28 protein-coding genes and 1 tRNA gene are annotated in these 23912 nt (G+C 71.2%); 9 read left to right on the top strand and 20 right to left on the bottom strand.

From position 1 onward, the window contains the following. Window positions 1-230 precede the first annotated feature (230 nt). On the top strand, window positions 231-1133 hold the full coding sequence (locus AB0M02_RS08655) for a ribonuclease Z (RefSeq protein ID WP_364223639.1): 903 nt from the start codon (window positions 231-233) through the stop codon (window positions 1131-1133). Further along, window positions 1130-1636 carry a GNAT family N-acetyltransferase gene (locus AB0M02_RS08650; RefSeq protein ID WP_364223637.1) on the top strand — a complete coding sequence of 169 codons (507 nt, stop codon included), beginning with the start codon at window positions 1130-1132 and terminating at the stop codon, window positions 1634-1636. Before AB0M02_RS08655 ends, AB0M02_RS08650 begins: the two co-directional genes overlap by 4 nt. 311 nt (window positions 1637-1947) lie before the next feature. On the opposite strand, the gene AB0M02_RS08645 is transcribed toward AB0M02_RS08650, so the two are convergent. Next, window positions 1948-2193: a hypothetical protein gene (locus AB0M02_RS08645; protein ID WP_364223635.1), complete on the bottom strand. Its 246-nt coding sequence runs from the start codon at window positions 2191-2193 to the stop codon at window positions 1948-1950. Window positions 2194-2384: 191 nt separating this feature from the next. Here AB0M02_RS08645 and AB0M02_RS08640 point away from each other — a divergent pair, with 191 nt between their 5' ends. Together AB0M02_RS08640 and AB0M02_RS08635 are read left to right on the top strand one after the other, a co-directional pair. Continuing rightward, window positions 2385-3317, top strand: a complete 933-nt coding sequence (locus tag AB0M02_RS08640) for a trypsin-like peptidase domain-containing protein (RefSeq protein ID WP_364223633.1) — start codon at window positions 2385-2387, stop codon at window positions 3315-3317. Between the two features lie 208 nt (window positions 3318-3525). Continuing rightward, window positions 3526-4545, top strand: a complete 1020-nt coding sequence (locus tag AB0M02_RS08635; RefSeq protein ID WP_364223631.1) for a DUF695 domain-containing protein — start codon at window positions 3526-3528, stop codon at window positions 4543-4545. Here the strand turns inward: AB0M02_RS08635 and AB0M02_RS08630 are convergent. Further along, entirely contained in the window at window positions 4542-5900 is a 1359-nt protein-coding gene (locus tag AB0M02_RS08630; RefSeq protein ID WP_364223629.1) for a cystathionine beta-synthase, read from the bottom strand. The genes AB0M02_RS08635 and AB0M02_RS08630 overlap by 4 nt on opposite strands. Window positions 5901-5903: 3 nt before the next feature. After that, window positions 5904-6248: a YkvA family protein gene (locus tag AB0M02_RS08625; RefSeq protein ID WP_364223627.1), complete on the bottom strand. Its 345-nt coding sequence runs from the start codon at window positions 6246-6248 to the stop codon at window positions 5904-5906. A gap of 190 nt (window positions 6249-6438) precedes the next feature. On the opposite strand from AB0M02_RS08625, the gene AB0M02_RS08620 reads away from it, so the two are divergent. The 5 genes from AB0M02_RS08620 (at window position 6439) to AB0M02_RS08600 (ending at window position 11214) form a co-directional block, all read left to right on the top strand. Continuing rightward, window positions 6439-7455, top strand: a complete 1017-nt coding sequence (locus tag AB0M02_RS08620) for an SGNH/GDSL hydrolase family protein (protein ID WP_364224501.1) — start codon at window positions 6439-6441, stop codon at window positions 7453-7455. A 16-nt stretch (window positions 7456-7471) separates the two neighbouring features. Next, entirely contained in the window at window positions 7472-8260 is a 789-nt protein-coding gene (locus tag AB0M02_RS08615) for an SGNH/GDSL hydrolase family protein (protein WP_364223625.1), read from the top strand. A 56-nt stretch (window positions 8261-8316) separates the two neighbouring features. After that, complete coding sequence (locus AB0M02_RS08610) at window positions 8317-9561, top strand: acetyl-CoA C-acetyltransferase (RefSeq protein WP_364223623.1); 1245 nt, start codon at window positions 8317-8319, stop codon at window positions 9559-9561. 70 nt (window positions 9562-9631) lie between these two features. Beyond that, on the top strand, window positions 9632-10774 hold the full coding sequence (locus tag AB0M02_RS08605; RefSeq protein ID WP_364223621.1) for a hypothetical protein: 1143 nt from the start codon (window positions 9632-9634) through the stop codon (window positions 10772-10774). Between the two features lie 2 nt (window positions 10775-10776). Continuing rightward, entirely contained in the window at window positions 10777-11214 is a 438-nt protein-coding gene (locus AB0M02_RS08600; RefSeq protein WP_364223619.1) for a GNAT family N-acetyltransferase, read from the top strand. On the opposite strand, the gene AB0M02_RS08595 is transcribed toward AB0M02_RS08600, so the two are convergent. From AB0M02_RS08595 to AB0M02_RS08515, 17 genes are all read right to left on the bottom strand, one after another. Next, entirely contained in the window at window positions 11207-11515 is a 309-nt protein-coding gene (locus tag AB0M02_RS08595; RefSeq protein WP_364223617.1) for a hypothetical protein, read from the bottom strand. The two genes, AB0M02_RS08600 and AB0M02_RS08595, sit on opposite strands and share 8 nt — an antisense overlap. 86 nt (window positions 11516-11601) lie before the next feature. Beyond that, the gene (locus tag AB0M02_RS08590; RefSeq protein ID WP_364223615.1) at window positions 11602-12438 is read right to left on the bottom strand and encodes a Bax inhibitor-1/YccA family protein; all 837 of its coding nucleotides are present in this window, start codon (window positions 12436-12438) and stop codon (window positions 11602-11604) included. Window positions 12439-12618: 180 nt separating this feature from the next. After that, a tRNA-Leu gene (locus AB0M02_RS08585) sits at window positions 12619-12701 on the bottom strand. Between the two features lie 49 nt (window positions 12702-12750). Further along, a complete protein-coding gene (locus AB0M02_RS08580) occupies window positions 12751-14103 on the bottom strand; it encodes an NAD(P)/FAD-dependent oxidoreductase (protein WP_364223613.1) in 1353 nt (450 codons plus the stop codon). Between the two features lie 99 nt (window positions 14104-14202). After that, a complete protein-coding gene (locus tag AB0M02_RS08575) occupies window positions 14203-14766 on the bottom strand; it encodes a hypothetical protein (protein ID WP_364223611.1) in 564 nt (187 codons plus the stop codon). 1 nt (window position 14767) lies between these two features. Next, window positions 14768-16048 (bottom strand): DUF58 domain-containing protein, encoded by a 1281-nt coding sequence (locus AB0M02_RS08570; RefSeq protein ID WP_364223609.1) that lies wholly within the window; start codon window positions 16046-16048, stop codon window positions 14768-14770. Further along, window positions 16041-17030 carry a MoxR family ATPase gene (locus AB0M02_RS08565; RefSeq protein ID WP_364223607.1) on the bottom strand — a complete coding sequence of 330 codons (990 nt, stop codon included), beginning with the start codon at window positions 17028-17030 and terminating at the stop codon, window positions 16041-16043. The genes AB0M02_RS08570 and AB0M02_RS08565 overlap by 8 nt, the downstream gene beginning before the upstream one ends. 13 nt (window positions 17031-17043) lie before the next feature. After that, complete coding sequence (locus AB0M02_RS08560) at window positions 17044-17619, bottom strand: hypothetical protein (RefSeq protein WP_364223605.1); 576 nt, start codon at window positions 17617-17619, stop codon at window positions 17044-17046. Next, the gene (locus AB0M02_RS08555) at window positions 17616-18326 is read right to left on the bottom strand and encodes a DUF4129 domain-containing protein (RefSeq protein WP_364223603.1); all 711 of its coding nucleotides are present in this window, start codon (window positions 18324-18326) and stop codon (window positions 17616-17618) included. Before AB0M02_RS08555 ends, AB0M02_RS08560 begins: the two co-directional genes overlap by 4 nt. A 43-nt stretch (window positions 18327-18369) precedes the next feature. After that, window positions 18370-19122, bottom strand: coding sequence for a uracil-DNA glycosylase (locus AB0M02_RS08550; RefSeq protein WP_364223601.1), 753 nt, complete (start codon window positions 19120-19122; stop codon window positions 18370-18372). 54 nt (window positions 19123-19176) lie between these two features. Further along, entirely contained in the window at window positions 19177-19785 is a 609-nt protein-coding gene (locus AB0M02_RS08545) for a hypothetical protein (RefSeq protein ID WP_364223599.1), read from the bottom strand. A 100-nt stretch (window positions 19786-19885) separates the two neighbouring features. Next, a complete protein-coding gene (locus tag AB0M02_RS08540; protein ID WP_364223597.1) occupies window positions 19886-20863 on the bottom strand; it encodes a hypothetical protein in 978 nt (325 codons plus the stop codon). Then, window positions 20860-21189 carry a PadR family transcriptional regulator gene (locus tag AB0M02_RS08535; RefSeq protein ID WP_364223595.1) on the bottom strand — a complete coding sequence of 110 codons (330 nt, stop codon included), beginning with the start codon at window positions 21187-21189 and terminating at the stop codon, window positions 20860-20862. Before AB0M02_RS08535 ends, AB0M02_RS08540 begins: the two co-directional genes overlap by 4 nt. 206 nt (window positions 21190-21395) lie before the next feature. After that, complete coding sequence (locus AB0M02_RS08530; RefSeq protein ID WP_364223593.1) at window positions 21396-22295, bottom strand: Ppx/GppA phosphatase family protein; 900 nt, start codon at window positions 22293-22295, stop codon at window positions 21396-21398. After that, entirely contained in the window at window positions 22292-22783 is a 492-nt protein-coding gene (locus AB0M02_RS08525) for an amino-acid N-acetyltransferase (protein WP_364223592.1), read from the bottom strand. Before AB0M02_RS08525 ends, AB0M02_RS08530 begins: the two co-directional genes overlap by 4 nt. Further along, a complete protein-coding gene (locus AB0M02_RS08520) occupies window positions 22770-23267 on the bottom strand; it encodes a DUF501 domain-containing protein (protein ID WP_364223590.1) in 498 nt (165 codons plus the stop codon). Before AB0M02_RS08520 ends, AB0M02_RS08525 begins: the two co-directional genes overlap by 14 nt. Continuing rightward, window positions 23267-23839, bottom strand: coding sequence for a septum formation initiator family protein (locus tag AB0M02_RS08515; protein ID WP_364223588.1), 573 nt, complete (start codon window positions 23837-23839; stop codon window positions 23267-23269). Before AB0M02_RS08515 ends, AB0M02_RS08520 begins: the two co-directional genes overlap by 1 nt. Window positions 23840-23912 lie beyond the last annotated feature (73 nt).

Genomic DNA, 23912 nt, shown 5'->3' with positions numbered 1-23912 from the left:
GGTCCGAAGTTGTATAGCAACGGGACTCGTGAGGTGGCTGTCCGCTAGCCGCTGTCCTCGACAGCTTCGTTAAAACACGTCGAGACCGTGTGGCATCGGCCTTGGCGAATTCACGACAGCCACCCGACCCCAGGGGATCCGGCCTTGTCCGACCGGACCTCGCCCGCGCACGCGAGCGAGGAAGTCCCCTGGGGTCGCTTCATTTCCAGCGGGGAACAGCGGGGGCGAAGATGCGTGAGCTGGTCGTGCTCGGCACGGCGAGCCAGGTGCCCACCCGGCACCGCAACCACAACGGCTACCTGCTGCGCTGGGACGACGAGGTGATCCTTTTCGACCCGGGCGAGGGCACCCAGCGCCAGATGCTGATGGCCGGCCTACCGGTGACCCCGATCACCCGGATCTGCGTCACCCACTTCCACGGCGATCACAGCCTCGGCCTGCCCGGCGTCCTGCAGCGGATCTCGCTCGACCGGGTGCCGCATCCGGTCACGGTCAATTTTCCCGCCGGCGGCCAGGAGTTCTTCGACCGCCTGCGGCACGCCACCAGCTACTGGGACCATGCCGAGATCGTGCCCGGCCCGGTGGGCGCCGGCTTCGTCGCGGAGACCTCCGCGGGGCGCCTCACCGCGCTGCCGCTATGGCATTCCATCGAGACGTACGGGTACCGCCTCGCCGAACCCGAATCGAGGCGGATGCTGCCCGACCGGCTGGCCGCACACGGGATCAGCGGGCCGGCCGTCGGTGAGCTCCAGCGCGCCGGCCGTCTCGGTGACGTCACCCTGGAACAGGTGAGCGCGATCCGCCCCGGTCAGTCGTTCGCCTTCGTGATGGACACCGGGCTGTGCGACAACGTCTACGCGCTCGCCGAGGACGCGGACATGCTCGTGATCGAGTCCACCTTCCTGGCGGAGGACGCGGACATGGCGGCACAGGTGGGGCACCTGACGGCGGGGCAGGCCGCGTCGGTTGCGCGTGCTTCTCGCGTACGCATGCTGGTTCTGACCCATTTCTCGCAGCGTTACCAGGACGCTCAGCGTTTCCTCGACGAAGCCCGTGCCGAGTTCGACGGCCCGATCGTGATCGCCGAAGATCTCCTCCGGGTGCCCCTGCCGAGCCGGAGGCTCGTGCCGTGACCGTCTCCCTGCGCCCGGCCACCGCCGCCGACCAGCCCGGCGTCGGTGAGTTGCACCATCGTTCGCGTGCCGCCGCCTACGCCGACCTGCTCGACGACCCCGCCTCGTTCGCCACCCGCGGCCCGGAGATGTTCGTCGCCTGGTGGGTGGAGCGGTGGGGCTGGGAGCGGGACACGCACCGGATGACGGTCGCCGAGGACGACGGTGAGCTGATCGGTTTCAGCTACATCGGGCCGAGCGAGACACCCGGCGCCGCCGAGCTGTACGCGATCCACCTGGACCCGGCCCGGGTCGGCACCGGCGTGGGACGGCAGCTGATGGTGCGGGCCCTGACCGAGCTGCCCGAGTTCGGCACCGGCCGGGCCGTGCTCTGGGTGCTGGAGGGCAACACGGTGGCCCGGCGCTTCTACGAACGCGGCGGCTGGGTGCCCGACGGCGCGACCCGGGTGGAGCCGATCAACGATCAGCCGCTCCCCCAGCTGCGCTACTCGCACCCCCTGTGAGACGCAGAAAGCCCGCCGCGGGGGATGCGGCGGGCTTGCTGGTTGGGCGGGAGTACGCAACCGAGTGAATGCGGGGGAACCTGTAGCCGCGCACTCCCGCCCACCGCCCCGCCCGATCTGGTGCGCCTGGCCGGAGGCGCGGACCAGCGGAGGCGTGCCGGTCCGAATAACCAGTTCAAGGGCGGGTCTGGGCGCGGGATGCCGAAGCGCTGGCGGGGCGCTCCGGCGTCACCGCCGGGCGACGTCGGCCGGGCCGGGAAGCCGTTGCTTGCCGGGGGACGGTCAAGCTTTCTTCGGCGACGTCGAAGTCGTCAGTCCAAGTACCTCCGCATGCTGTTGATGTCGTGGCGCACGGTCCATGCCTCGCGGAACGAGCGCCGTGCCACCGCGTCGGCGCGCTCCGCGAGCCGGCGGGCCGAGCACGGCCACCGCCATCCACACCAGACGCAGTTGCCGTCCAGACCCGCCGCCATGTGGCGTCCGAGCATGTGCTGCGCGTCCCGCCACAGCAGGCGGTCCACGATGTCTCCGGGCGCCGCCTCGTCGACGTCGACCATTCCCTCTACTCCTTCGTCCGGGAGTGGTTCATAGCTCCGTCACGACACATACAACAGCAGTGAGCCATCGGCCGGTCGGACTGTCTGTGCGACCCCGGCGACTATCCGTGACGACCCCTGTGCGCGCCCCTGTTCGCCGTCGGCGGACGACGGCCGGGCATCGACGCGGGGCGCCCGCTGTTGTCTGTCACATGGACACCGAAGAATCCGAGGCGCTGGACGCCTACAGCAGGATCGTGACCGGCGTGGCCGCACGTCTGCTGCCCTCGGTGGCCGCCCTCTCGGTCCGCTCCCCGCGCGGAGGCGGGGCCGGTTCCGCGGTCACCTTCACCGACGACGGCTTCCTGCTCACCAACGCACACGTCGTCGCCGGCGCCTCCGGCGGCTCGGCGGCGTTCGCCGACGGCATCGAGACACCGTTCGACGTGGTGGGCGCCGACGCGCTCTCCGACCTGGCCGTGGTCCGCGTGCACTCCCCCGGCGCCCCGGCCGCACCGCTCGGCGACGCCGACAATCTGAAGATCGGCCAGCTGGTGGTCGCCGTCGGCAACCCGATGGGCCTGGCCGGCTCGGTGACCGCCGGGGTCGTCTCCGGGCTGGGCCGCTCGCTGCCGGCCCGTGACGGGCGCCGGCTGCGCATCATCGACAACGTCATCCAGACCGACGCCGCGCTCAACCCGGGCAACTCCGGCGGGGCGCTGGCCGACTCCACCGGCACTGTCGTCGGCGTCAACACGGCCGTCGCCGGGTACGGGCTCGGCCTAGCCGTGCCGATCAACGCCACGACCCGCTCGATCATCGGCGAGCTGGTCGCCACCGGGCGGGTGCGCCGGGCCTGGCTGGGCGTTGCCGGGCTGCCGGTGCCGCTGCCGCCGGCCCTCGCCGCACGACTCGGCCAGAAGTCCGGCCTGCGCGTGGTCGAGGTCGTGCCGGGCAGCCCCGCGGGCACCGCCGGCATCTATCTCGGCGACATCCTGGTGACCGCGGGCGGCCGGCCCGTCCAGAGTGTCCAGGAGCTGCAGCGGCTGATGCTGGGCCCGGCGATCGGCGTCGACCTGCCGATCACCCTGCTGCGCCGCAACGCCCTCGTCGACGTGGTCGCACTCCCCACCGAACTCAGCTGACCCACCCCCATTGCGTGTGAAGTTTCGCCCCGCTCCACACCCCAACTCCACACACCAAGCGCCGCACCCCATTGCGTGTGAAATTCCGCCCCGCTCCACACCCCAACTCCACACACCAAGCGCCGCACCCCATTGCGTGTGAAGTTTCGCCCCGCTGCGCACCCCAACTCCACACGCAAAGGGCTTCGTGGGGCGGTACCGTCCATCGGTGATCTTCAGGCGGAGGCGCAAGGACGATCCGGTGGCTGCGATCGACGCGTTCTGGGCGTGGTGGGCGACGGCCCGGCCGCGCGCCGAGCGGCAGATCACCGGCGACGCCGACGATCGGCTGATCGCCGAGATCGGCGCGCTCGTCTCCGCCATCCACCCCGAACTGGAGTGGGAGTTCACCGCCGGCACGGCGTCGCGGCACCTGCTGGTGGTGAGCGCGTGCGGCGACCCGGCGCTGCGTTCCCTGGCGGAGCGCTGGCGCCGGGCCGGTCCCGCACCGGACGAGACGTTCGGTTACGCGAGCGCGCGCCAGGGCAGCCCCGACGCCCTGGACGGCGGCCACCTGTCGATCGCCGGCCACGAACTCGACCTGGACGAGCTGCGGTTCTCCGCCGAGCCGGACGAGGAGCGGGACTGCGTACACGTCGAGGTGTGGCACCCGGCGTTCCCGTCCATGCCCGACGGCGCGCGCAACCAGGTGGCGTTCCTCTCGCTCGACTGGCTGCTCGGCGAGGACGGCGTGGAGATCTGGGTCGGCGGCATCGAGGCGATCACCACGCCCGGCGCCACCCTGACCGGCCCCGAACTGGCCGCCCTGGTCGCCGCACTCGACCCGGCCGACGGCGAGCCGCGCTGGCGGGCCATGTCCGGCACCGTGGACGGCCATCCGGTGGTCGCGATCGCCCAGTCACCGCTGCGCCCGGCCCGCTGGCCCGGCCACGACCTGCACGTCCGCCTGGAGGTCCCCTACCACCGCCGCGACGGCAACGGCCTGCCCACCAAGGAGGCCCTGGCGGACCTGCACGCCCTGGAGGACCACATCAGCGTGCACGCCGACGGCGCGGTCGTCGTCGCCCACGAAACCAGCGACGGCCTCCGCACCACGCACCTGTACGCCGACCGCCCGGCCGCCGCACACGCCCTGGAGCCGCTGATCTCCTCCTGGCCGGACGGCCGGGTCCGGCTGACCGTCACGCCCGACCCGGCCTGGGAGCAGATCGCCCACCTGAACCCTTAACTCAAGTGGGCCAGCAGGTCCTGGCGGGTCAGGACGCCGGCCGGCTTGCCGTCGATCAGGACCATGGCGGCGTCGGACTTCTCCAGCAGGACGACGGCCTCGGCCACCGGTTCGCCGCCGCCGATCATCGGGAGGGAGTCGCCCATGTGGCGCTCGATCGTGTCGTGGAGGTGGGCCTGGCCGGTGAAGAGCGCGTCCAGCAGCGCCTTCTCCGAGATGGAGCCGGCCACCTCACCGGTCACCACCGGCGGCTCGGCCTTGAGGACCGGGAGCTGGCTGATCCCGTACTCCCGCATGTAGTCGATCGCGTCGCGGACCGTCTCGGTCGGGTGGACGTGGATCAGCGGCGGCATCTCGGCGCCCTTGCCGGCCAGCGCGTCGGCCACGGTGGGAGTGCCGGATTGGGTACGCAGGAACCCGTACCGCGCCATCCATTTGTCGTTGAAGATCTTCGACAGGTAGCCGCGGCCGCCGTCCGGGAGCAGCACCACGATGACGTCGTCCGGGCCGGCCTTGCGGGCCACCTCGAGCGCCGCCACCACAGCCATGCCGCAGGAGCCGCCGACGAGCAGGCCCTCCTCGCGGGCCAGTCGCCGGGTCATCTCGAACGAGTCGGAGTCGCTCACCTCGATGACCTCGTCGGTGACGCTCCGGTCGTACGCCGTCGGCCAGAAGTCCTCGCCGACGCCCTCCACCAGGTACGGCCGGCCGGTCCCGCCCGAGTAGACGGAGCCCTCCGGGTCGGCCCCGATGATCCGAACCGGTCCCTGCTCCTTGAGGTAGCGCCCCACGCCGCTGATCGTCCCGCCGGTGCCGACGCCCGCCACGAAGTGGGTGATCCTGCCGGAGGTCTGTTCCCAGAGCTCCGGGCCGGTCTGCTCGTAGTGCGAGCGCGGGTTGGCGGCATTGCTGTACTGATCCGGCTTCCAGGCGCCGGGGATGTCTCGCGTCAACTGGTCGGACACGTTGTAGTAGGAACGCGGGTCCTCCGGCGCGACCGCGGTCGGGCAGACCACGACCTCCGCGCCGTACGCCCGCAGCACGTTCTGCTTGTCCTCGCTGACCTTGTCGGGGCAGACGAACACGCAATTGTATCCGCGTTGCTGTGCCACCAGGGCCAGCCCCACGCCGGTGTTGCCACTGGTCGGCTCGACGATCGTGCCACCCGGTTTGAGGAGTCCGGCCTTCTCGGCGTCCTCCACCATCCGCAACGCGATCCGGTCCTTGACCGAGCCGCCGGGGTTCACGTACTCGACCTTGGCCAGCACGGTGGCACTGATGCCCTGGGTCACACTGTTCAGCCGGACCAGCGGGGTGTTGCCGATCAACTCGACTACATTGTCGTAATAGCGCACGCTTTACTTTACGACCAGGCGACCGCCGGTCCGTTCCCACTCCAGGAACCGGTCGGTCTCGGCCAGCACCGCGCCGGCCAGCCAGGTCACCATGACAGCGTCGTCGATCAGCCCGACGACCCAGAGCAGAGCCTCCGGGACAGCGTCGATCGGTGAGACCACATAGACCGTCGCGGCGGTCATGAGCGCCAGCCGGAGCCCTCCGTCGTACTGACCTCGGGCGGTCGCTGTGAGCATCCGGGGCAGCGCGGCCAGCCGGCTGCCGAGCGACGGCCCACCTCGGGCGCCGGATGTCAGGGCCCGCATGAGAGCCGTGAACGCCGCCGCACGTTTCAACGTCTTGGCCATATCTGTTCCCCTCTCCGCCACTCCAGCATGACTTGGGTCCGCCATGATTGCCTCTCGCCATCGCGAGTTAGCCTCGAATTCCCATACCCACATTTCCGGCGCGGCGACAGCGAGGGAGACCGTGAGCAGCATCGTTTGGACCAGCGCGACGGCACGGATCCGCGATCTCTCCGCCGAGGACCGACGACGGATCCGGTCGGCGGGGCGGCTCGCCGGTCAGGTGACCGGTGCGATCGCGGGTGCGGCCGCGCTCTCGGTGGGCCTGCTGATGCGCCAGGCGGCCGAGGCACGCCGGATCATCCCGATGGCCGAGGCGCCACCACCACGCGGCGACGGGCTGTACGGGGCGAAGTTCGGTGGCAAGGCCCTCACCCTGGTCATCCTCGGTGACTCGTCCGCGGCGGGGTACGGCGTACACCGCCCCCGCGAGACCCCCGGCGCGCTCTTCGCCACCGGCATCTCACGCCGGCTGCGCCGCCCGGTCCGCCTCCACCGGCTCGCCGTCGTCGGCTCGGTCTCGGCCGGCCTGCCCTACCAGGTGGACGCCGCCCTGGAGTTCGAGCCGGACATCGCCGTCATCCTGATCGGCGGCAACGACGTCACGCATCACTCGGCGCGCGCGTCCGCCGTACGTCATCTTGCCGACACCGTGCGCAGGCTGCGGGCGGCCCGGTGCCGCGTCGTGGTCGGCACCTGCCCGGACATCGGCGCCATCAAGCCGATCAAGCCGCCACTGCGCTGGCTGGCCCGCCGCTGGAGCCGTCAGCTGGCCGCCGCGCAGACCGTCGCGGTCGTGGAGGCCGGCGGCCGGACCGTCTCGCTCGGCAACCTGCTGGGCCCGATGTTCGAGGCCGATCCGGTACGCATGTTCAGCTCCGATCGTTTCCATCCGTCCGCCGAGGGGTACGCACGAGCTGCGGCCGTGATGATGCCGACCGTGCTGGCCTCGCTCGGCGAGGACGACCGGTCGGCTCCGGCGGCCGAGGGTGTCCGCACCCTGCCCGAGGCGGCCGACGAGGCAGTCCGGGCTCCCGGCACCGAGGTCAGCCCGACCGTGGTGAACGGGCGGGCACACGGCCCGGCCGGACGGTGGGCCCAACTGCGGCGCCACCCGTGGTTCGGCTCGAGATCGGCCACCGAAGTTCCGAGCGTTGCCCCGGCGGACGGGGCCGTAGGGTATACCCCAGAGGATCATCAAGTCGGCTGATGCGGGGAGGCGGGACATGGCCGGACTGCCGGAACGACTGAGCAAGGCCGCAGCCACCAGCCTGCTGGCCGGCGCGGTGGGCGGTGCCGCCCTGATCGCCGGCGAGCTGCTGGCCGCCAAGGCGCGGCGGTACGCGAAACCCACCATGGGCCTCGCCCTGCGCACCTCGATGGGCCCGGCCTCCGCGCCGCCGCTACGGCTGGTGCTGCTCGGCGACTCGGCCGCGGTGGGTGTGGGCGTGGAGTGGCTCTCCGACACCGTCGGTGGCCAGCTGGCCCGGCTGCTGGCCGACGGCTCCCCGGAGACCGGCCAGCGACATGTGCTGCTCTCCAGCGTCGGTGTGGCCGGTTCCCGTTCGAGTGACCTCGCCACCCAGGTGGCCCGTGCGCTGCTCGGCGACCGGCCGGACGTGGCCGTCGTGCTGATCGGGTCGTACGACGCGACCTCCGGCCGCAGCGCCGAGGACTCGGCGAGTCATCTGGGTCAGGCCGTGCGCCGGCTACGGTCGGCCGGCGTCCGGGTGGTCGTCGGTACGTGTCCCGACCTGGGCGCGTCCCGCTCGATGGCACCGCCGCTGCGGCAGATCGCCGGACTGGTCGGACGCCGGCTGGCGAGGGCGCAGGCCAGGGCAGTCACCGAGGCCGGTGGAGTGGTCGTGGACCTGGCCGGGGAGACGGGTGCGGTGTTCCGGGCGGACGCGGGAACGCTCTGCTACGACGGCTTCCACCCGTCGGCCGACGGTTACCGGGTGTGGGCGCACGCGCTGTATCCGGCGGTCGCGAAGGCAGCGGTTAATCGCGTTTGAGCACGGTGTGAGAAATCTGCGCTTCCGACGATGTTACCGATGAGTAAACTGGCGGCATGCCGGAAGCTGTCATCGTCGCCACTGCCCGCTCCCCGATCGGCCGCGCCCACAAGGGTTCACTGAAGGACCTGCGCCCCGACGATCTCGCCGCCACGATCGTCGACGCCGCCCTCAACAAGGTGCCCCAGCTCGACCGCACGCTCATCGAGGACCTCTACCTCGGCTGCGGCCTGCCCGGCGGCGAGCAGGGCTTCAACCAGGCCCGCGTGATCGCCACGAAGCTGGGCCTGGACGGCCTGCCCGGCGCGACCATCACGCGCTACTGCTCGTCCTCGCTGCAGACCACCCGGATGGCGTTCCACGCGATCAAGGCCGGCGAGGGCGACATCTTCCTCTCGGCCGGTGTCGAGACCGTCTCCCGCTTCGCCCGCGGCAGCTCCGACGGGCTGCCCTCGGAGGCGCAGAAGCTGCTCGGCGGCGGCTGGCAGAACCCGTTCTTCGGTTCCGCCCAGGCGCGCACTGCCTCTTACGCCGAGGGTGGCAAGACCTGGCACGACCCGCGCGAGGACGACGCGGTCCCGGATGTCTACATCGCCATGGGGCAGACCGCCGAGAACCTCGCTCAGATCAAGAACGTCTCCCGCGAGGAGATGGACGAGTTCGGCGTACGGAGTCAGAACCTCGCCGAGAAGGCCATCGCCAACGGCTTCTGGGAGCGCGAGATCACGCCGGTGACCCTCCCCGACGGCACCGTGGTGTCGAAGGACGACGGTCCCCGCCCCGGCGTCACCATCGACGCGGTCTCGCAGCTCAAGCCGGTCTTCCGCCCCGACGGCCGGGTCACCGCCGGCAACTGCTGCCCGCTCAACGACGGCGCCGCCGCAGTCGTGATCATGAGTGACACCAAGGCCCGCGAGCTCGGCATCACCCCGCTCGCCCGCATCGTCTCCACCGGCGTCACGGCCCTCTCCCCCGAGATCATGGGTTACGGCCCGGTCGAGGCCTCGAAGCAGGCACTGAAGCGCGCCGGCATGACCATCGACGACGTCGATCTCGTCGAGATCAACGAGGCGTTCGCGGCCCAGGTCATCCCCTCCTACCGGGACCTCGGCATCCCGATCGACAAGCTGAACGTGAACGGCGGCGCGATCGCGATCGGCCACCCGTTCGGCATGACCGGCGCCCGCATCACCGGCACCCTGCTCAACTCCCTGGACTGGCACGACAAGACCATCGGCCTCGAGACGATGTGCGTCGGCGGCGGCCAGGGCATGGCGATGATCCTCGAACGCCTCAGCTGATCCACACCCCCAGCGGCCCGGCACGCTCCCCGCGCGCCGGGCCGCTGCGGTGCCCGGTCAAACTGGTGTGGTGCGGGATGAGGAGATCGTCGAGCGAATCACGGCGATGCGGCAGCGGGACTCGGTGCCGGCGCGGATCGGGCGGCATGACGTCCGGATGGAGACGATGCGACTCGGCGCGGCCGTCGGGGAGTTGACCACCATCTTTCGGGTACGGGACGGCGCCGTCACGCTGCTGCGCGCCGATCGGGGCAGCTTCCGCGAGGACGTGGCGGCGGCGCTGCTCGACGCGGCCGACGAGACGCCGGACGAGCTGAGCGGTCGCGTCCACGTGCAGCCGCTGACCGTGGATGACCTGCGGCTGGACCGGGTCGTGGCGTACCGGTCGGAAATGGGTTGGACGGGCGACCCGGAACTCGACGCGGTCACGACCACGATCGCGCCGGTGCACCGCAGCGAGGTGCGGCCGGACGAACCCACGGCGGCGTTCGAGGACAACATCGGCATGCTGATGCGTCTGCCGATCAACACCTGGTCCCGGCCGCCGAAGCCCCGGGCCGACACCCGCCAGCTCGACGACTGGCCGGGCGGCCGGATGCGCCGCTCCCGTCGCACCGCGCCGTGGCCCGCCGAGTACCTGTTCACCGAGGTGGCGCCCGACCTCGGCAGCGGCGTCCGGGTGGAGGCGAGCGACGTCCGCGGGCACCGCCTCGTGGTGAGCCGCTCCTGGGACCGCCTGACCGGCACCCTCACCCTGCCCGGTACCGACACCGAACTCCCGGTCGACGTTCCCCGGCTCGCCGCGTGGCCCGCGCTCGCACCGATCTTCGCCGGCGGCGACGTGACGCTGGCCACCCTGACCGGGAGCGGGAGACGCGAGCGGGACGTCCTCGACGTGACCTACGGGACCGAGGAGGGCGGGATCGAGGTGCCGGCCCTGCGGAGCCTGGACTACTGCATCGACCTGCTCGACGTGATCCTCCGGGAGCTGGAGAGCTGGGCCGTCTTCGCCTCCCGCTCGGACGCCGTCGTGCAGGTGCGCTGCGAGGGCGACAAGCTGCTCTGGCTGGAGACGCCGGACGCGGAGGCGGGCAGTTCGGTGGGCAAGTACGCGAGTCTCGACGAGGTCGTCCAGATGCTGACCGTGCTGGCCCGCGAGGACCGCAGCGCGGTCGCCGAACTCGAGGACCTGACCACCGTCATCTGGGGTTAGCCGTGGAGATTCGAGCGATCACCCCGGCGGATGCGGAGTTCGGGCGGGCGGCGGGGCTCTTCGACGACTACCGGGTGCACTACGGGGAGCCCGCGGAGCCGGAACGGACCCGAGTCTGGCTGGCGTCACAGATCACCGGACACCGCCTGCGTCTGGCCGCGACGCTCCCGGGCGGCCTGATCACGTACACGGTCATGCCCGCCTCATTGCGATTGGCGAGCTTTTACGCCGTACGCGATCTGTTTGTTGCTCTTGATCATCGGCGAAGCGGAATCGCGCGCGCCCTGCTGGACCACGTCGTCGCCGAGGCGAAAGCCGAGGGTGCGCTGAGGGTGTCGTTGCAGACCGAGCCGGACAACGCCGCTGCCCTGGCCCTCTATGCCGCCGCCGGATTCCGTCCCGTGGAGGGGCTGACGTCGCTGAACCTGACCCTCAGCTGAGGGCGGCCCGGACCCGGTCGACCTCGGCCGTCGCGCGGGCCAGGAGGTCCTCCGACGGCGAGGCGGCCAGGATGTCGTGGGCCATCACCTTGATCTGATCGGGGAGCACCAGGTGATGCACGCGGGGAACCGGCCGGGACGGGAGCTGCTCGGCCTCCGCGCCCAGGAAGGCCAGCCGCTGAACCAGGGTGTGCACCATCTCGGCCCGGCTGCCCGCGCCGGAGGGCGCCGACCAGCGGGTCTCCGCCCAGTGGTGGACCAGGTTGAGCAGGCGGTCGATCGAGGTGGCGAAGTCGGACACACCCCAAAACTACCCGACAACGGGACAACGCCCGGTCCGCGGGGAGACGGACCGAGCGTTGCATTATGAGACGACGTGACGAACCGTCAGTCGTCTGACTGGAGGTACGCCAAGAGGCGGAGGATCTCCAGGTAGAGCCAGACGAGGCCGACGAGGATGCCGAAGGCCGCGGTCCAGGAGTAGCGCTGCGGCAGACCCATCCGCACGCCCTCCTCGATCTCGTTGAAGTTCAGGATGAAGCTCAACGAGGCGACCACGATGCAGACGAGACTGAAGATGTAGCCGACCGGGCCACTGTCACGAAGACCGGTGTTGACGCCGAAGAGCGCCAGCACGAAGTTGATCAGCATGACCGCGAAGAGGCCACCCATGATCGCGATCATGGCCTTGGTGAACTTGGGCGTCGCCCGGATGAGCCGCGCCTTGTAGAGCATCGCCATCAGGAAGAAGACGCCGAAGGTGGCGACCACCGCCTGTAGGACGATCCCCTCGTAACCGAGGATGTTGGTGAAGAACTTGCTCACCATGCCGACGAAGACGCCCTCGATGACCGCATAGACCACGACGAGCGCCGGGTTGGCCATCCGCATGAAGGAGATGACCAGGCCGAGCACGAGGCCGGTCAGCGCGGCACCCATCCAGGCCGCGCCGGTGAGCGCGTCGGGGATCAGGTTCCACGCGGCGATGGCGGAGATGCCGGTGATGCCGAGAAGGGTGACCGTCTTGACCACGACGTCGTCGATGGTCATCGGTCGGACGGCGGGCGGAGAGGCGGGGTAGCCGGTCGCCGTCGGGTATGGCTCGCCGTATCCCGGCTGACCGTAACCCGGCTGACCGGCCGGCGCGTATGGCCCGTACCCGGCCGCCCGCTCCCGCTCGGCCGCCTGGCCGAGGCGCGAGAGCACCGGGTTCGATGTCTTCACTGTTTCCAGCCTCCCTTTGGGGATGGGCACGATGCGTGTCGTTCAAGAGTAAGCGCTATCTGCACATCGCGCCCTACCCCGAAGCTGTGAGCAGCCTGAGAGTGGCCCATATCATCGCAGGTCAACACAGGTGCGAACAAAATCGCGGCCGCGGCAGCAAGCCGCGACCGCGGGAACCGGTGCCCGGGGCGGGTCTCGAACCCGCACGCCTTGTGAGGCAGCCGCTTTTAAGGCGGCCGTGTCTGCCATTCCACCACCCGGGCGGGGCCTGCGAACACCGTAGCTGGTGCCGCCCGGGCAGTGGAAACGGCCTCAGCGCGATCCGGCGCCGACCCTGTCGGCCTTGGCCGACACCGGCGGGGTCACCTCGGTGAACTCCTCACGCGGGTGGTGCAGCTGGCCGAGCGCCACGGTCTCGCGCTTCAGCAGGAAGGCGAGCGTCCAGTCGGCGAGCACGCGGACCTTGCGGTTGAACGACGGGATGCGGCTCACGTGGTACGCCCGGTGCATCAGCCACGCCGGGTAGCCCTTGAGCTTGATCCCGTACACGTGGGCGACGCCCTTGTTGATGCCGAGACCGGCGACGCTGCCCGCGTACTTGTGCCGGTACTCCTTCGGGGCGCCGCCGAGGATGACCTGGCGGATGTTGTTGGCCAGGACGGTGGCCTGCCGGACCGCGTGCTGGGCGCTCGGCGAGCACCAGCCACCCGGGTTGGTCAGGTCCGGCACCTGAGCGCAGTCACCGGCGGCCCAGGCGCCCTCCCAGACCTCGCCCTCGAGCGAGGCGACCTGGAGGGTCGGCAGGCAGTTGACGTGCCCGCGCGGGCCGAGCGGCAGGTCGGTGCTCTGCAGCATCGGCGACGGCTTGACGCCGGCCGTCCAGACCAGGGTCTCGGCGCGGAACTTGTCGCCGTCGGAGAGCACGATCCGGCCGTCGACGCAGGAGTCCAGTCGGGTGTCCAGGCGCAGGTCGACGCCGCGGGCGGCGAGCTGGCGAGCCGCGTACGCCCCCATCTCGGGGCCGACCTCGGGCAGGATCCGGTTGGTCGCCTCGACCAGGATGAAGTGGACCTCCTTGGGGTCCAGCTCCGGGTAGTACTTCAGCGCGTCGGAGACCACGTCCTGCATCTCGGCGAGCGCCTCGATGCCGGCGAAGCCGCCGCCGACGAAGACGAAGTTGAGAGACGCCTTGCGCACCTCCTCGTCGGGCGTCACCGCGGCGACGTCCAGCCGGTCGAGGATGTGGTTACGCAGGTAGATGGCCTCACCGATGGTCTTGAGACCGATGCCCATGTCGCTCAGGCCGGGGATCGGGAGGGTACGCGAGACCGAGCCGGGCGCCACGATGATGTGGTCGTACTCCATCTCGTAGGCCGGGCCGTCGATCGGCTGGACCGTGACCGTCTTGCGTGCGTGCTCGACCCGGGTGACCTCGCCGGAGACGATCCGGCACTTCTTCAACTCCCGGCGCAGCGGCACCACAGCGTGTCGCGGCGAAATGCTTCCAGCGGCTGCCTCGGGCAGGAACGGCTGGTAAGTCATGTGCGGAACGGGGTCGATGACAACGACCTCGGCCCGATTCCGGTTCAGCTTCTTGGACAGGCGGAGTGCGGCGTAAAGCCCGACGTGACCTGCTCCTACGACGACGATGCGCGGCGGATTCACGCCCCTATTGTCGCGCGCGCGAGCCGTTTTATGCGTTGTTCTGTGACCATCGCAACCAAGCAAAGTCAAGTGTCGTAAGGCACAGTTCAGCGGGGATTTCTATCGCCGTCGAACCGTATGCGCGAGGACCAGAGTCACACCCGCGGCGGCCGCGAGACCCACCAGAGTCGCGAGCTGGAAGGCGCCTCCGCCGAGGTCCGCGGTGAGGCCGAGCGCGAGCACGATCAGCACCGCCGAGATCAAGATCACGATGCCGGCGCGGCCCAGCCAGAGTGCCGGGACATCGGCGTTGACCATCGCGTCGTACGGCAGCAGGGCGGCGAGAGCGGTCAGCGTGTGTGCCAGGTAGAGCAGCGTGGCGAGGGCGAGCACCCGCCACAGCGCGACGCGGGAGTCGTACCCGGCGGTGTCGGCCAGCCACCCGCCGACCGTGACCAGCGCGGAGACCGTGCCACCTCGCCCGCGGGGCGCGACGGCCGGCCAGATCACGACGACCAGCAACGGGATCAGCAGCCGGCCGGCGAGCAGTTGCGGCGGCCAGGCCACCAGCATGGCGAGCAGGCCGCTGAGCAGCACCCCGAAACGGACCAGCAGGGGTACGGCGGTCGCGCGCCCCATCGCCACCCGGGCCCGGTCCACCCGCCGGGCGATCGCGGTCAGCACGTCAGCGCCCCCTCGGTGCCGAGGCCATCCGGGCCACGTCCCGCAGCACCAGGTCGAGGCTGCCGGCCCCGGCCCAGGACACCACCGGTACGCCGTGCTCGCGCATCCGTCCCAGCACGTTCTCCCGCTCGACGCGCCACAGCCGGGTGGCGAGCGGCGTCCACTGGTTGCGCACCGGCGGCGCGGCGTCCGGCGGCAGGGTGTCGACCGCCACCACGTAGCGGCCGGACTGGGTGAGCTGGGCCAGCATGTCGGCGGCCCGCGGATCGACCAGCGGGGTGAGCACCACCACGAGCGCGGTCGACGAGATGTGGTGCACGCCGAAGGCGGCGTCATCCGGTTCGGCACGCACGTCCAGCAGCCACTCCAGGACGGTCAGGTACTGCCGGCGGCCGGACGCCGCCCGAAGCCGCCGGGCCTGCGCGCCGAACTCGATCATCGACACCCGGTCGCCTCGATGCAGGTAGTGCTCGGCGATCGCGGCCGCCGCCCGGACCGTGGTGTCCAGCACCGACGCGCTGCCGCGTACCCCGCCCGGCAGGCCCACCTCGCCCAGCACGTCGAGCAGGAGCAGGACCTCCGCGTCCCGGTCCGACAGCGTGTACGCCACGTGCAGATCCCGGGTCCGCAGCGAGACACGCCAGTCGATGCGGCGCAGCCGGTCACCCGGCGCGAACTGGCGCACGCCGGCCAGCTCGCCGCCCTCGCCCGGCCGCCGGGACCGGTGCGCGCCGACGAGACCGGCCGCGGCGGGCATCGCCTCGGTGGCGTTGAACGGCTCGGTCACCGGGTAGACGCGTACGCCCCGCGCCGGTGTGACCTGCGGGCGCGAGGCCAGCAGCCCGCCGCAGGCCGCGGCACGGGCGGCGGCCGGACCGACGTCCTGCCGTCCCCAGCGCAGCGCCTCGCCGGGCAGGTCGATCGCGGCCCAGCCGTCGGACGGCACGGTGATCGCGAACGGCCGGTCCGCCTGCTCCAGGCGCAGCCAGGGCGAGGTACGCGCACGGACGACGACCAGGTCGTACGCGATCGCCTCCGGGTTGGTGACCGTGAGCCCCGCCTCCACCTCGCCGCCCTCGACGATGTGCTCCTCGGCGGTGGTGATGGTGATCTCGGGCGCGGCCCGCGGGGTCCGGCGCAGGTGCCACGCGGCCCCGATCGCGAACGGCGCGGCCAGCAGCACCAGGTCGACCCGGCCCAGCGCCACCCCGAGCAGCAGCAACAGTCCGGTGACCAGGACCGTGCGGCCGAGTGCCCGGGTGGGCACCCAGTTCTCAGTCATGCCGGGCGTACGTCGGAAGCGCCCCGCTGGCCGGCGCCGGCACGGCGGTGAGCACCTCCTGCACCACGAACGACGGGTTCACCTGGCGCAGCCACATCTCTGGGCGCAGCGTTATCCGGTGCGCGAGCGCCGGCACCGCGACGTCCTTGACGTCCTCGGGCACCACGTAGTCCCGGCCGGCCATCGCGGCACGGGCCCGCGCCAGCAGCAGCAGTGCCAGCGAGCCACGTGGCGACGAGCCGACCAGCACCGCGCCGTGCTCCCGGGTGGCCGAGGTGAGCGACACGATGTAGCGGCCGATCGAGTCCTCGACCGCCACCGACTCCAGCGCGCTCTGCATCAGCTGCAGGGTCTGCGCGTTCACCACCGGGGCGAGCTGGGCCTCCTCCTGGCGCCGCGACATCCGGCGGCGCAGCACGTCCCACTCCTCCTCGGCGGTGGGATATCCGAACGAGACCCGCAGCAGGAACCGGTCCAGCTGTGCCTCGGGCAGCGGGTACGTCCCCTCGTACTCGATGGGGTTGGCCGTCGCCAGCACGTGGAACGGCGGGTCCAGACGGTAGGTCACACCCTCGACCGAGACCTGCTTCTCCTGCATCGCCTCGAGCAGGGCGGCCTGCGTCTTCGGCGGCGTCCGGTTGATCTCGTCGGCCAGCAGCATGTTGGTGAAGACCGGGCCGGCCCGGAACGCGAAGTCGCCCTTGCGCTGGTCGTAGAGGAACGAGCCGGTGACGTCCGCGGGCAGCAGGTCCGGAGTGAACTGAAGACGGCGGAAGTCCAGGCCGAGCGCCTGCGCGAAGCACCGGGCGGTCAGCGTCTTGCCGAGGCCGGGGAGGTCCTCCAGCAGCACGTGCCCGCCGGCCAGGATGCCGGCCAGCACCAGCTCCAGCGAGTCCCGCTTGCCGACCACCACGGTGCCGACGGAGTCGAGGACCGCTCCGGCCAGCCGCCCGACCTCGTACGGGGGAAGAGCCTGGGTCACCGGCGCGCCTTTCTCACAGTCTTTCCAATGCGTTGACAAGGGTCTCGACGTCGCGCGCCCGCAGGCCACGCCGGCCTGGTTCGTCCAGCGCCGACCAGAGTTCCTCCCCGAGCAACTCCCGGGCGCGGCGGGGGTCACTGGCCCGGGTGATGCCGTGGCGCAACCGCAGCCGTTCGTCGGTCAGCTCGGCGAGCACCGGCAGAACGTTACGCGCATACAGCTCGGGGTCGGAATGTGCCTGGTCGAGGTTTCGCTCCCAGCGCCGGACCGCGGCACGCAACGCGTCGGCCGCCCGCGCGGTCTCGGTGCGGGTCAGCGAGCGGGCCCGGGGCACCGGCGGCGGCGCGAGCCGGGATGCCGCGAACATGATCACGCGGAGGCCGATCAGCGACGCGACGATCAGCACGATCGGGATGCTCACCGAGGCGGACCGCAGGCCGGCCACGATCACGATGGTGGTCACGGCGATCAGCAGCGCCTCACCGGCGATCCGCGGTATCCGGGACCGCGGTTTCTCGGCGGCGACGGCGACCGCCTCGGCCGGTTCCTGGGGAACGCCGAAGAGATCGTCCAGCCCACCGTCGCTCATGCGGGCACCCCGGAGCGCTCGGTGCCGAGGTCGGCGCGCAGCCGCTGGAGCGCCAGCCGCGCCTGTGTCCGCATCTGATCGTCCACGGTGTGCGTCGCGTAGCGCGCCTCGCGATAGACCTCCAGCAGCGCGGCGAGCACGCCGGCGTCCACCTGCTGCTCGGCGAGCAGGCGTCCGACCAGGTCGGTCGGGCTGTCACCGGGATGCCGGGGCGTGCCGGCCGCGGCGGCCGCGTCCTCCAGCCGCACCCAGCAGGCGATCACCGCGCGGCGCGGGTCACGGTCGGCGTCGGAGAGCTCCTCCAGGCCGGCGTCGAGCGCGGCCACCAGATCCTCGGCGGTTCGCGGCGCCCGTCGCGGGTCACGCTTGCCGGCCCGGCGGACCCGGCGGCGCAGATGGTCGCGGATCAGCGCCCAGGACAGGCCCACGACCATCGCCACCGAGGTGACACCGAGCACGGCGAGGGCCGCGTCACCCATCCAGGACGGCAGGCTGCGGGCCGCCTCCGGCACCGGCTCCTCGGTGGGCACCGCGCTGGGCGCCGCGGTCCGGGGCGGCAGCAGCGGAGGCGCCGTCGTGGTCGGGGTGGCCGACGGGGTGATGTGGTCCAGCTGCGGCGACGAGCGGGTGGCTGCGAGCGAGAGCACGAAGAGCAGCCCGACGACGGCGGCCAGCGGCCACCATCGGCGCAGTGCGGCGAGGTCCATGCGGGGGCTCAGATCCGTGACTCGAGGTTTGTCGGCGCTCGCATCATGCCAGGCCTGCCAGAGCCTTCGCACGGGCGAACACGCCGTCGAGCATCGCGGGGGTGAGCCTCCCGGTGAACGTGTTCTGCTGGCTGACGTGGAAACACCCCAGCAGATCGGGTACGCCGGGGACGCGCACCAGGGCACCGTGCCCGAATTTCGGACGGGGGACGGGCGGGCTCTCGCCGTACACCGAGATCATGGCCGGCCACCACGCCTGCCAGGCGAACGCACCCAGCGCGACCACCACCCGCAGCGTGGGTCTGATCAGTTCCAGCTCGCGCCGCAGCCAGGGCGCGCACGTGTCGCGCTCGGCGGGCAGAGGCTTGTTGTCCGGCGGCGCGCAGCGCACCGCCGCGAAGATCCGGGTGTGCCGCAGTTCGAGGCCGTCGTCGATGGACACGCTGGTCGGCTGATTGGCCAGCCCGGCGCGATGCAGCGCGGCGAAGAGCACGTCGCCGGAGCGGTCGCCGGTGAAGATCCGGCCGGTGCGGTTGCCGCCGTGCGCGGCGGGTGCCAGGCCGAGGATCGCGATCTCGGCGCCGGCCGGGCCGAAGCCGGGCACCGGCCGTCCCCAGTACTCCTGGTCCCGGAAGGCGGCGCGGCGGGCGACGGCGATATCGGTGCGCCAGGTGACCAGTCTCGGACAGGCGAAGCAATCCGCGACGTGGGCGTCCAGCACGCTCAGTGAGGCGGCGCCGGCCGCCTGTGCGACAACCCCGTCAGGGGTACGGGCGGACGCGTCGGACGGGTGCACCGCAACAGCACACCATTCCGGCGGGTCCGGCCCGCACCCGGGTCGGACGAGGCCTCAGTTGGCCTTGAGGCAGAGCAGGTAGCCGTCGCCCTCGGGCATGGCGATGGCGTAGCCCTCGTCGCCCTCCTTGAGCTTGGCTTCGAAGGTCGGGTCACAGGCGGTGCTGTTCACGTCCTTCACGCCGTTGACGCGCTCGAGGACGGTGAACTTCGCGTCGGACGCGGTGCACTCGACGATCTTCGCGTCGACCTCACCGGCCGTCTCGGTCATCTCGCCGCTGATCGAGATGCAGTCGCCGGCCTTGGCGTTCTCGGTCGGGTCCTTGGCGAGCGCGCTGCCGAGGAAGCTCTTGATGAGCACCACGACGATCACGGTGACCACGATGCCGAGGATCCGCTTGACCCAGCCCTTCTTCTTCGGGGCCTCGGGCTGCACCGGCGGCGGGATCTCGCCGGGAGCGCCGGCGTTCGGCGGCGGGAAGCCGGGAGCGCCCGCGTTCGGCGGCGGGAAACCGGCTGCCGCGTTCGGAGCGGGGTAGCCGGGCGCGGCCGCGTTCGGAGCCGGGTAGCCCGGGGCACCCGCGTTCGGAGCCGGGTATCCCGGGTTGCCCTGCGGCGCCGGGTAGCCAGGTGCGCCGCCGGGCGGCACGACCGGGTCAGTCATGGGAAATCCTAAATTGTCGAAGGTCGCGGCCGGTCGCACCGACCGCCAGCACGGGAGGATAGTCACCGCCGTCGCTCCCGCGCGACCCCACTACCAGGCTTTATTTGCCCGCGGACGGGCCTATCGACGGACTCTCGCTCGGAGTTGGCTGAGAACTTGCTGAGGGTGACGACGACGGTTCGGACGGCGACGGCGCCGCACGGAACGGCGCGCGCTCGGGACAGTACGGATAGCCGAGGCCACGGGCCGGGTACCAGTTTCCGGTGGCCTCGTCGACGCAGCCCGGCTCGCCGAAGCGGATCGGATTGCCGTTCTGGTCGAAGAGCTGGGCGCCCTGGACGAGGCGGCCCTGCCCGTCATAGACGAACACGTCCTGCACGTCCTGCACGCCCTGCACGTCCTGGTAGTCGTTGATGTAGGTGACCGTGTCCGGAGAGTCGGTGAAATCGCGGGTGTCACCGTCCGCCTCGAAGAACCCGACGACGGCGAACAGGGCCAGGCCGACGGTGGCGGCCCGCATCGCCAGCCGGGGCAGCCGTTTCGCGGGTACGCCGCGGCGGCCCAGCCAGATCGAGCCGACGATGAACGCGGCCGCCAGCAGCAGACCGACCAGCTCGTTGTCGCCGAGTCGGGGCAGCAGTCCGAGCGGGCCGGCGTTGCCGTCCACCAGGATCGCGAACGCCATCGCGGCCAGGTAGCCGCGGAGCACCCACCAGCCCGGGCGGAGCAGCGCGAGGAATTCGCTCGCTTTCGCGTACCCCAGCAATGGCCCGACCCGGACGTCGGCCCGCCGCACCGCCTCGCCGAGCCGCCCCCGCAGCTCGGCGAGGCGTGCCGCCCCACCCGGCGGCCGCGGCACGGACCCGGTGACCCCGGCGCTCGCGCGCAACTCGGCGGCGTAGGCCTGCGGCGTGCCCAGCCGCTCGGTCAGCGTGCCGGGCCCCTCGGCGAGCACCTCGGCCAGATGCTCCGGCAGATCCTCGAGCAGCTCCTCGCGGGTGGTCGCGGGCAGGTCGGCGAGCGCCTGACGGACCTCCTCGACGTAGAGGGCGATCTCGGTTTGTTCCGTCAGGTTCACGCCGTCCCCCGCTCGCGAAGCAGATCATCCATGATCGATGCGAAGCCCTTCCAGACCTTGCCGGACCGTTGCAGCTCGGTGCGGCCGGCCTCGTTGAGGGCGTAGTACTTCCGGTGCGGGCCCTCGTCGCTGGGCACCACATAGCTGTTCAGCAGGCCGCTGGAGAACAGGCGGCGCAGGGTGCCGTAGACCGAGGCGTCGCCGACGTCCTCCAGGCCGGCGGCTCGCAGCCGGCGCAGGATGTCGTAGCCGTAACCGTCCTCGTCGCGCAGCACGGCGAGGACCGCCAGGTCGAGCACGCCCTTGAGTAGTTGGGTCGCATCCACGCGACGCACACTACTGTGCAATCCGAAGTACCGTCAACAGCACACTACCAACCCCTCCAGCGTGTTGAGTACGGCCCACCCACGCACCCCAACTCCACACGCAACCGGGCACACCGCGCACCACCCAGCGTGTGGAGTACGGCCCACCCACGCACCCAAACTCCACACGCAATCGGGCGGCGGGCGGCGGGCGGCGGGGTGAGTGGTCAGTCGGTGGTGAGGCCGAACGCGATGCCGTCCAGGATGTCGTGCTCGGAGGCGATCACCGCGGACTGCCCGGAACGCTCCTGGATGATCTGCATGATCAGGGCGCCGGCGCCGATCACGTCGGCCCGCCCCGGGTGCATCACCGGCAGCGCGCGGCGCTCCGCGACGGTCATCCCCAGCAGCTCCTGGGTGACCCTGGTGACGTCGGAGGCTTCGACGCGGCTGTGGTGGATGCGCGCGGAGTCGTACACCTCAAGGTTGTGAGCCAACGCCGCGACGGTCGTGACCGTCCCCGCCAGCCCGACCAGCGTCCTGGCCTGCCGGCCACCCACGGCCGCAAGCGCGGTGTCCACAGCGGCCACGATGTCCGCCTCCGCCGCCGCCAGCTCAGCCGGCGTCGGCGGATCGCTGTGCAGGTGACGCTCGGTCATCCGCACGCAGCCGATGTTCACGGAGATGGCGCGCGTGCCGGTGACGAACTCGGTGGAGCCGCCACCCAGGTCGTAGACGAGATAGGGCCCCTCGGCGGAGAGGCCCTGAACAGCCCCGAGGTAGGAGAGCTGAGCCTCCTCCTCGCCGGTGATCACCTCGGGGTCGACGCCGAGCACGCCGCGGACCATGTCGCGGAAGTCCTGCGCGTTGGAGGCGTCCCGGCTGGCCGAGGTGGCGCACATCCGCACCGCGGTGACGCCCAGCTCGGCGATCTCGGCGGCGTACCCGAGCAGCGCGTGCCGGGTGCGCTCGATCGCGGCCGGCGCGAGCATGCCGGTGCGGTCAACGCCCTCGCCCAGCCGGACGATCTCCATCCGGCGGGCGACGTCGGTCAGCTTGTCCCCGGACACGTCGGCGATCAGCAGGCGGACCGCGTTGGTGCCGCAGTCGATGGCCGCGACTCTCATAGGTGCAACAGCATTCGCTTGTTCCCCAGCGTGTTCGGTTTGACCCGCTCCAGGTCCAGGAACTCGGCGACACCCTCGTCGTACGAGCGCAGCAGCTGCTCGTAGACCGAGTGCGGCACCGGGGCGCCGTCGATCTCGGAGAACCCGAACGAGCCGAAGAACCGGGTCTCGAAGGTGAGGCAGAAGACCCGGGCCACACCCAGTTCGCGGGCCTGGTCGAGAAGGGCGGCCACGATCTTGTGACCGATTTTGCGGCCCCGGCGGTCCGGGTCGACGGCGACCGTACGAATCTCGGCGAGGTCCTCCCACATGACGTGCAGGGCACCGCAGCCGACGACCGTCTCGTCCTCCTCGGCCACCCAGAACTCCTGGACCGACTCGTAGAGGGTGACCGTCGCCTTGCTCAGCAGGCGCCGATCGGTGGTGTACGTGTCCACCAGGGAACGGATGGCCCGGACGTCCCCGGTTCGCGCCCTACGAATCTGCATGGACGCAGGGCCCGCCGGACCAGTACTCACCGATCGCGTCGCGGACCTCGTCGCCGAACGGGTTCACCCCGCGGCCGGCCGCCAGCGCGTGCCCGAGGTGGACGTGCAGGCACTTCACCCGGTCCGGCATGCCACCCGCGGAGACCTTGGCGATCTCCGGGACGTCCTCGATGGCGGTGCGGCGATCCAGATAGTCCTGGTGCGCCTCCGCGTACTGCTTCGCGAGGACCGGATCGGTGCTCAGGCGCTCCTGCATGTCGCGCATCACGCCGGCCGACTCCAGGCGGCTGCAGGCGGCGGTGGCACGCGGGCAGGTGAGGTAGAAGAGCGTGGGGAACGGCGTCCCGTCGTCCAGGCGCGGCGAGGTCTCCACCACGTCCGGGTTGCCGCAGGGGCATCGGTGCGCGATCGCCCGGGTGCCACGCGGGCGGCGGCCCAGTTGGGCGGCGACCAGGTCGAGATCCGCCTGATTTGGATCTTCCATCAGTTTGGGGGCTCCGCGTTCGCGGCTTGGACGCTGCTCCACAGCGTGTCGTACCAGCGGTCCGGGGCGGCCGCCGGCGTTTGTTTCTCGGCGTCGCGAGCGGCACCGCTCTCATCGTAGTAAACGAGCAGCGGCGTCTCGCCGGGACGCACGTAGAACCACGTGTCCCTGGCCTGGATCCGCAGATATTCGTCGTCGTTCCACTTCGCCAGCTCACTGGCGGTCTCAGTGATCTTCGCCTGCTGCGCGGCCTTGGCGCGCTCCATCTCGGCGATCTGGGCGTCCTGCTCCAGATACACCCGGAGGGGGTAGGTGTAGGCGAGGGCCAGGGCGACGAAGACCGCGATCAGGACGGTGGCCCGGCCGGTGAGGGCGCGCGGGCGTGGTGCGCCGGTGCGCTTCGCGGCTGCGCCGCTTTCGCGCTTTGCGGCTGCGCCGCTTTCCGAGCCAGATCCAGATGTACGCCGTGACGGCATCCGAATCGGACCGGTGTTACGAGTCGCGTTACGGCTCCGTGCCACGGGCTGGCGGCGGGCCGGGCCCTGCCCGCTCGGCGTTCGGCGTTGCGGCATCCTGACCTCCCCGTCTCACGTGTCGTGGCCCCGCCCCGGGAAACCTATGTCGCCCGGGACGGGAACCACAAAC

The organism is Actinoplanes sp. NPDC051861 (assembly GCF_040681145.1).
GTDB lineage: Bacteria > Actinomycetota > Actinomycetes > Mycobacteriales > Micromonosporaceae > Actinoplanes.
Note: the sequence above shows the minus strand (reverse complement) of the source record. Positions and strands in the feature narration are given on the sequence as shown.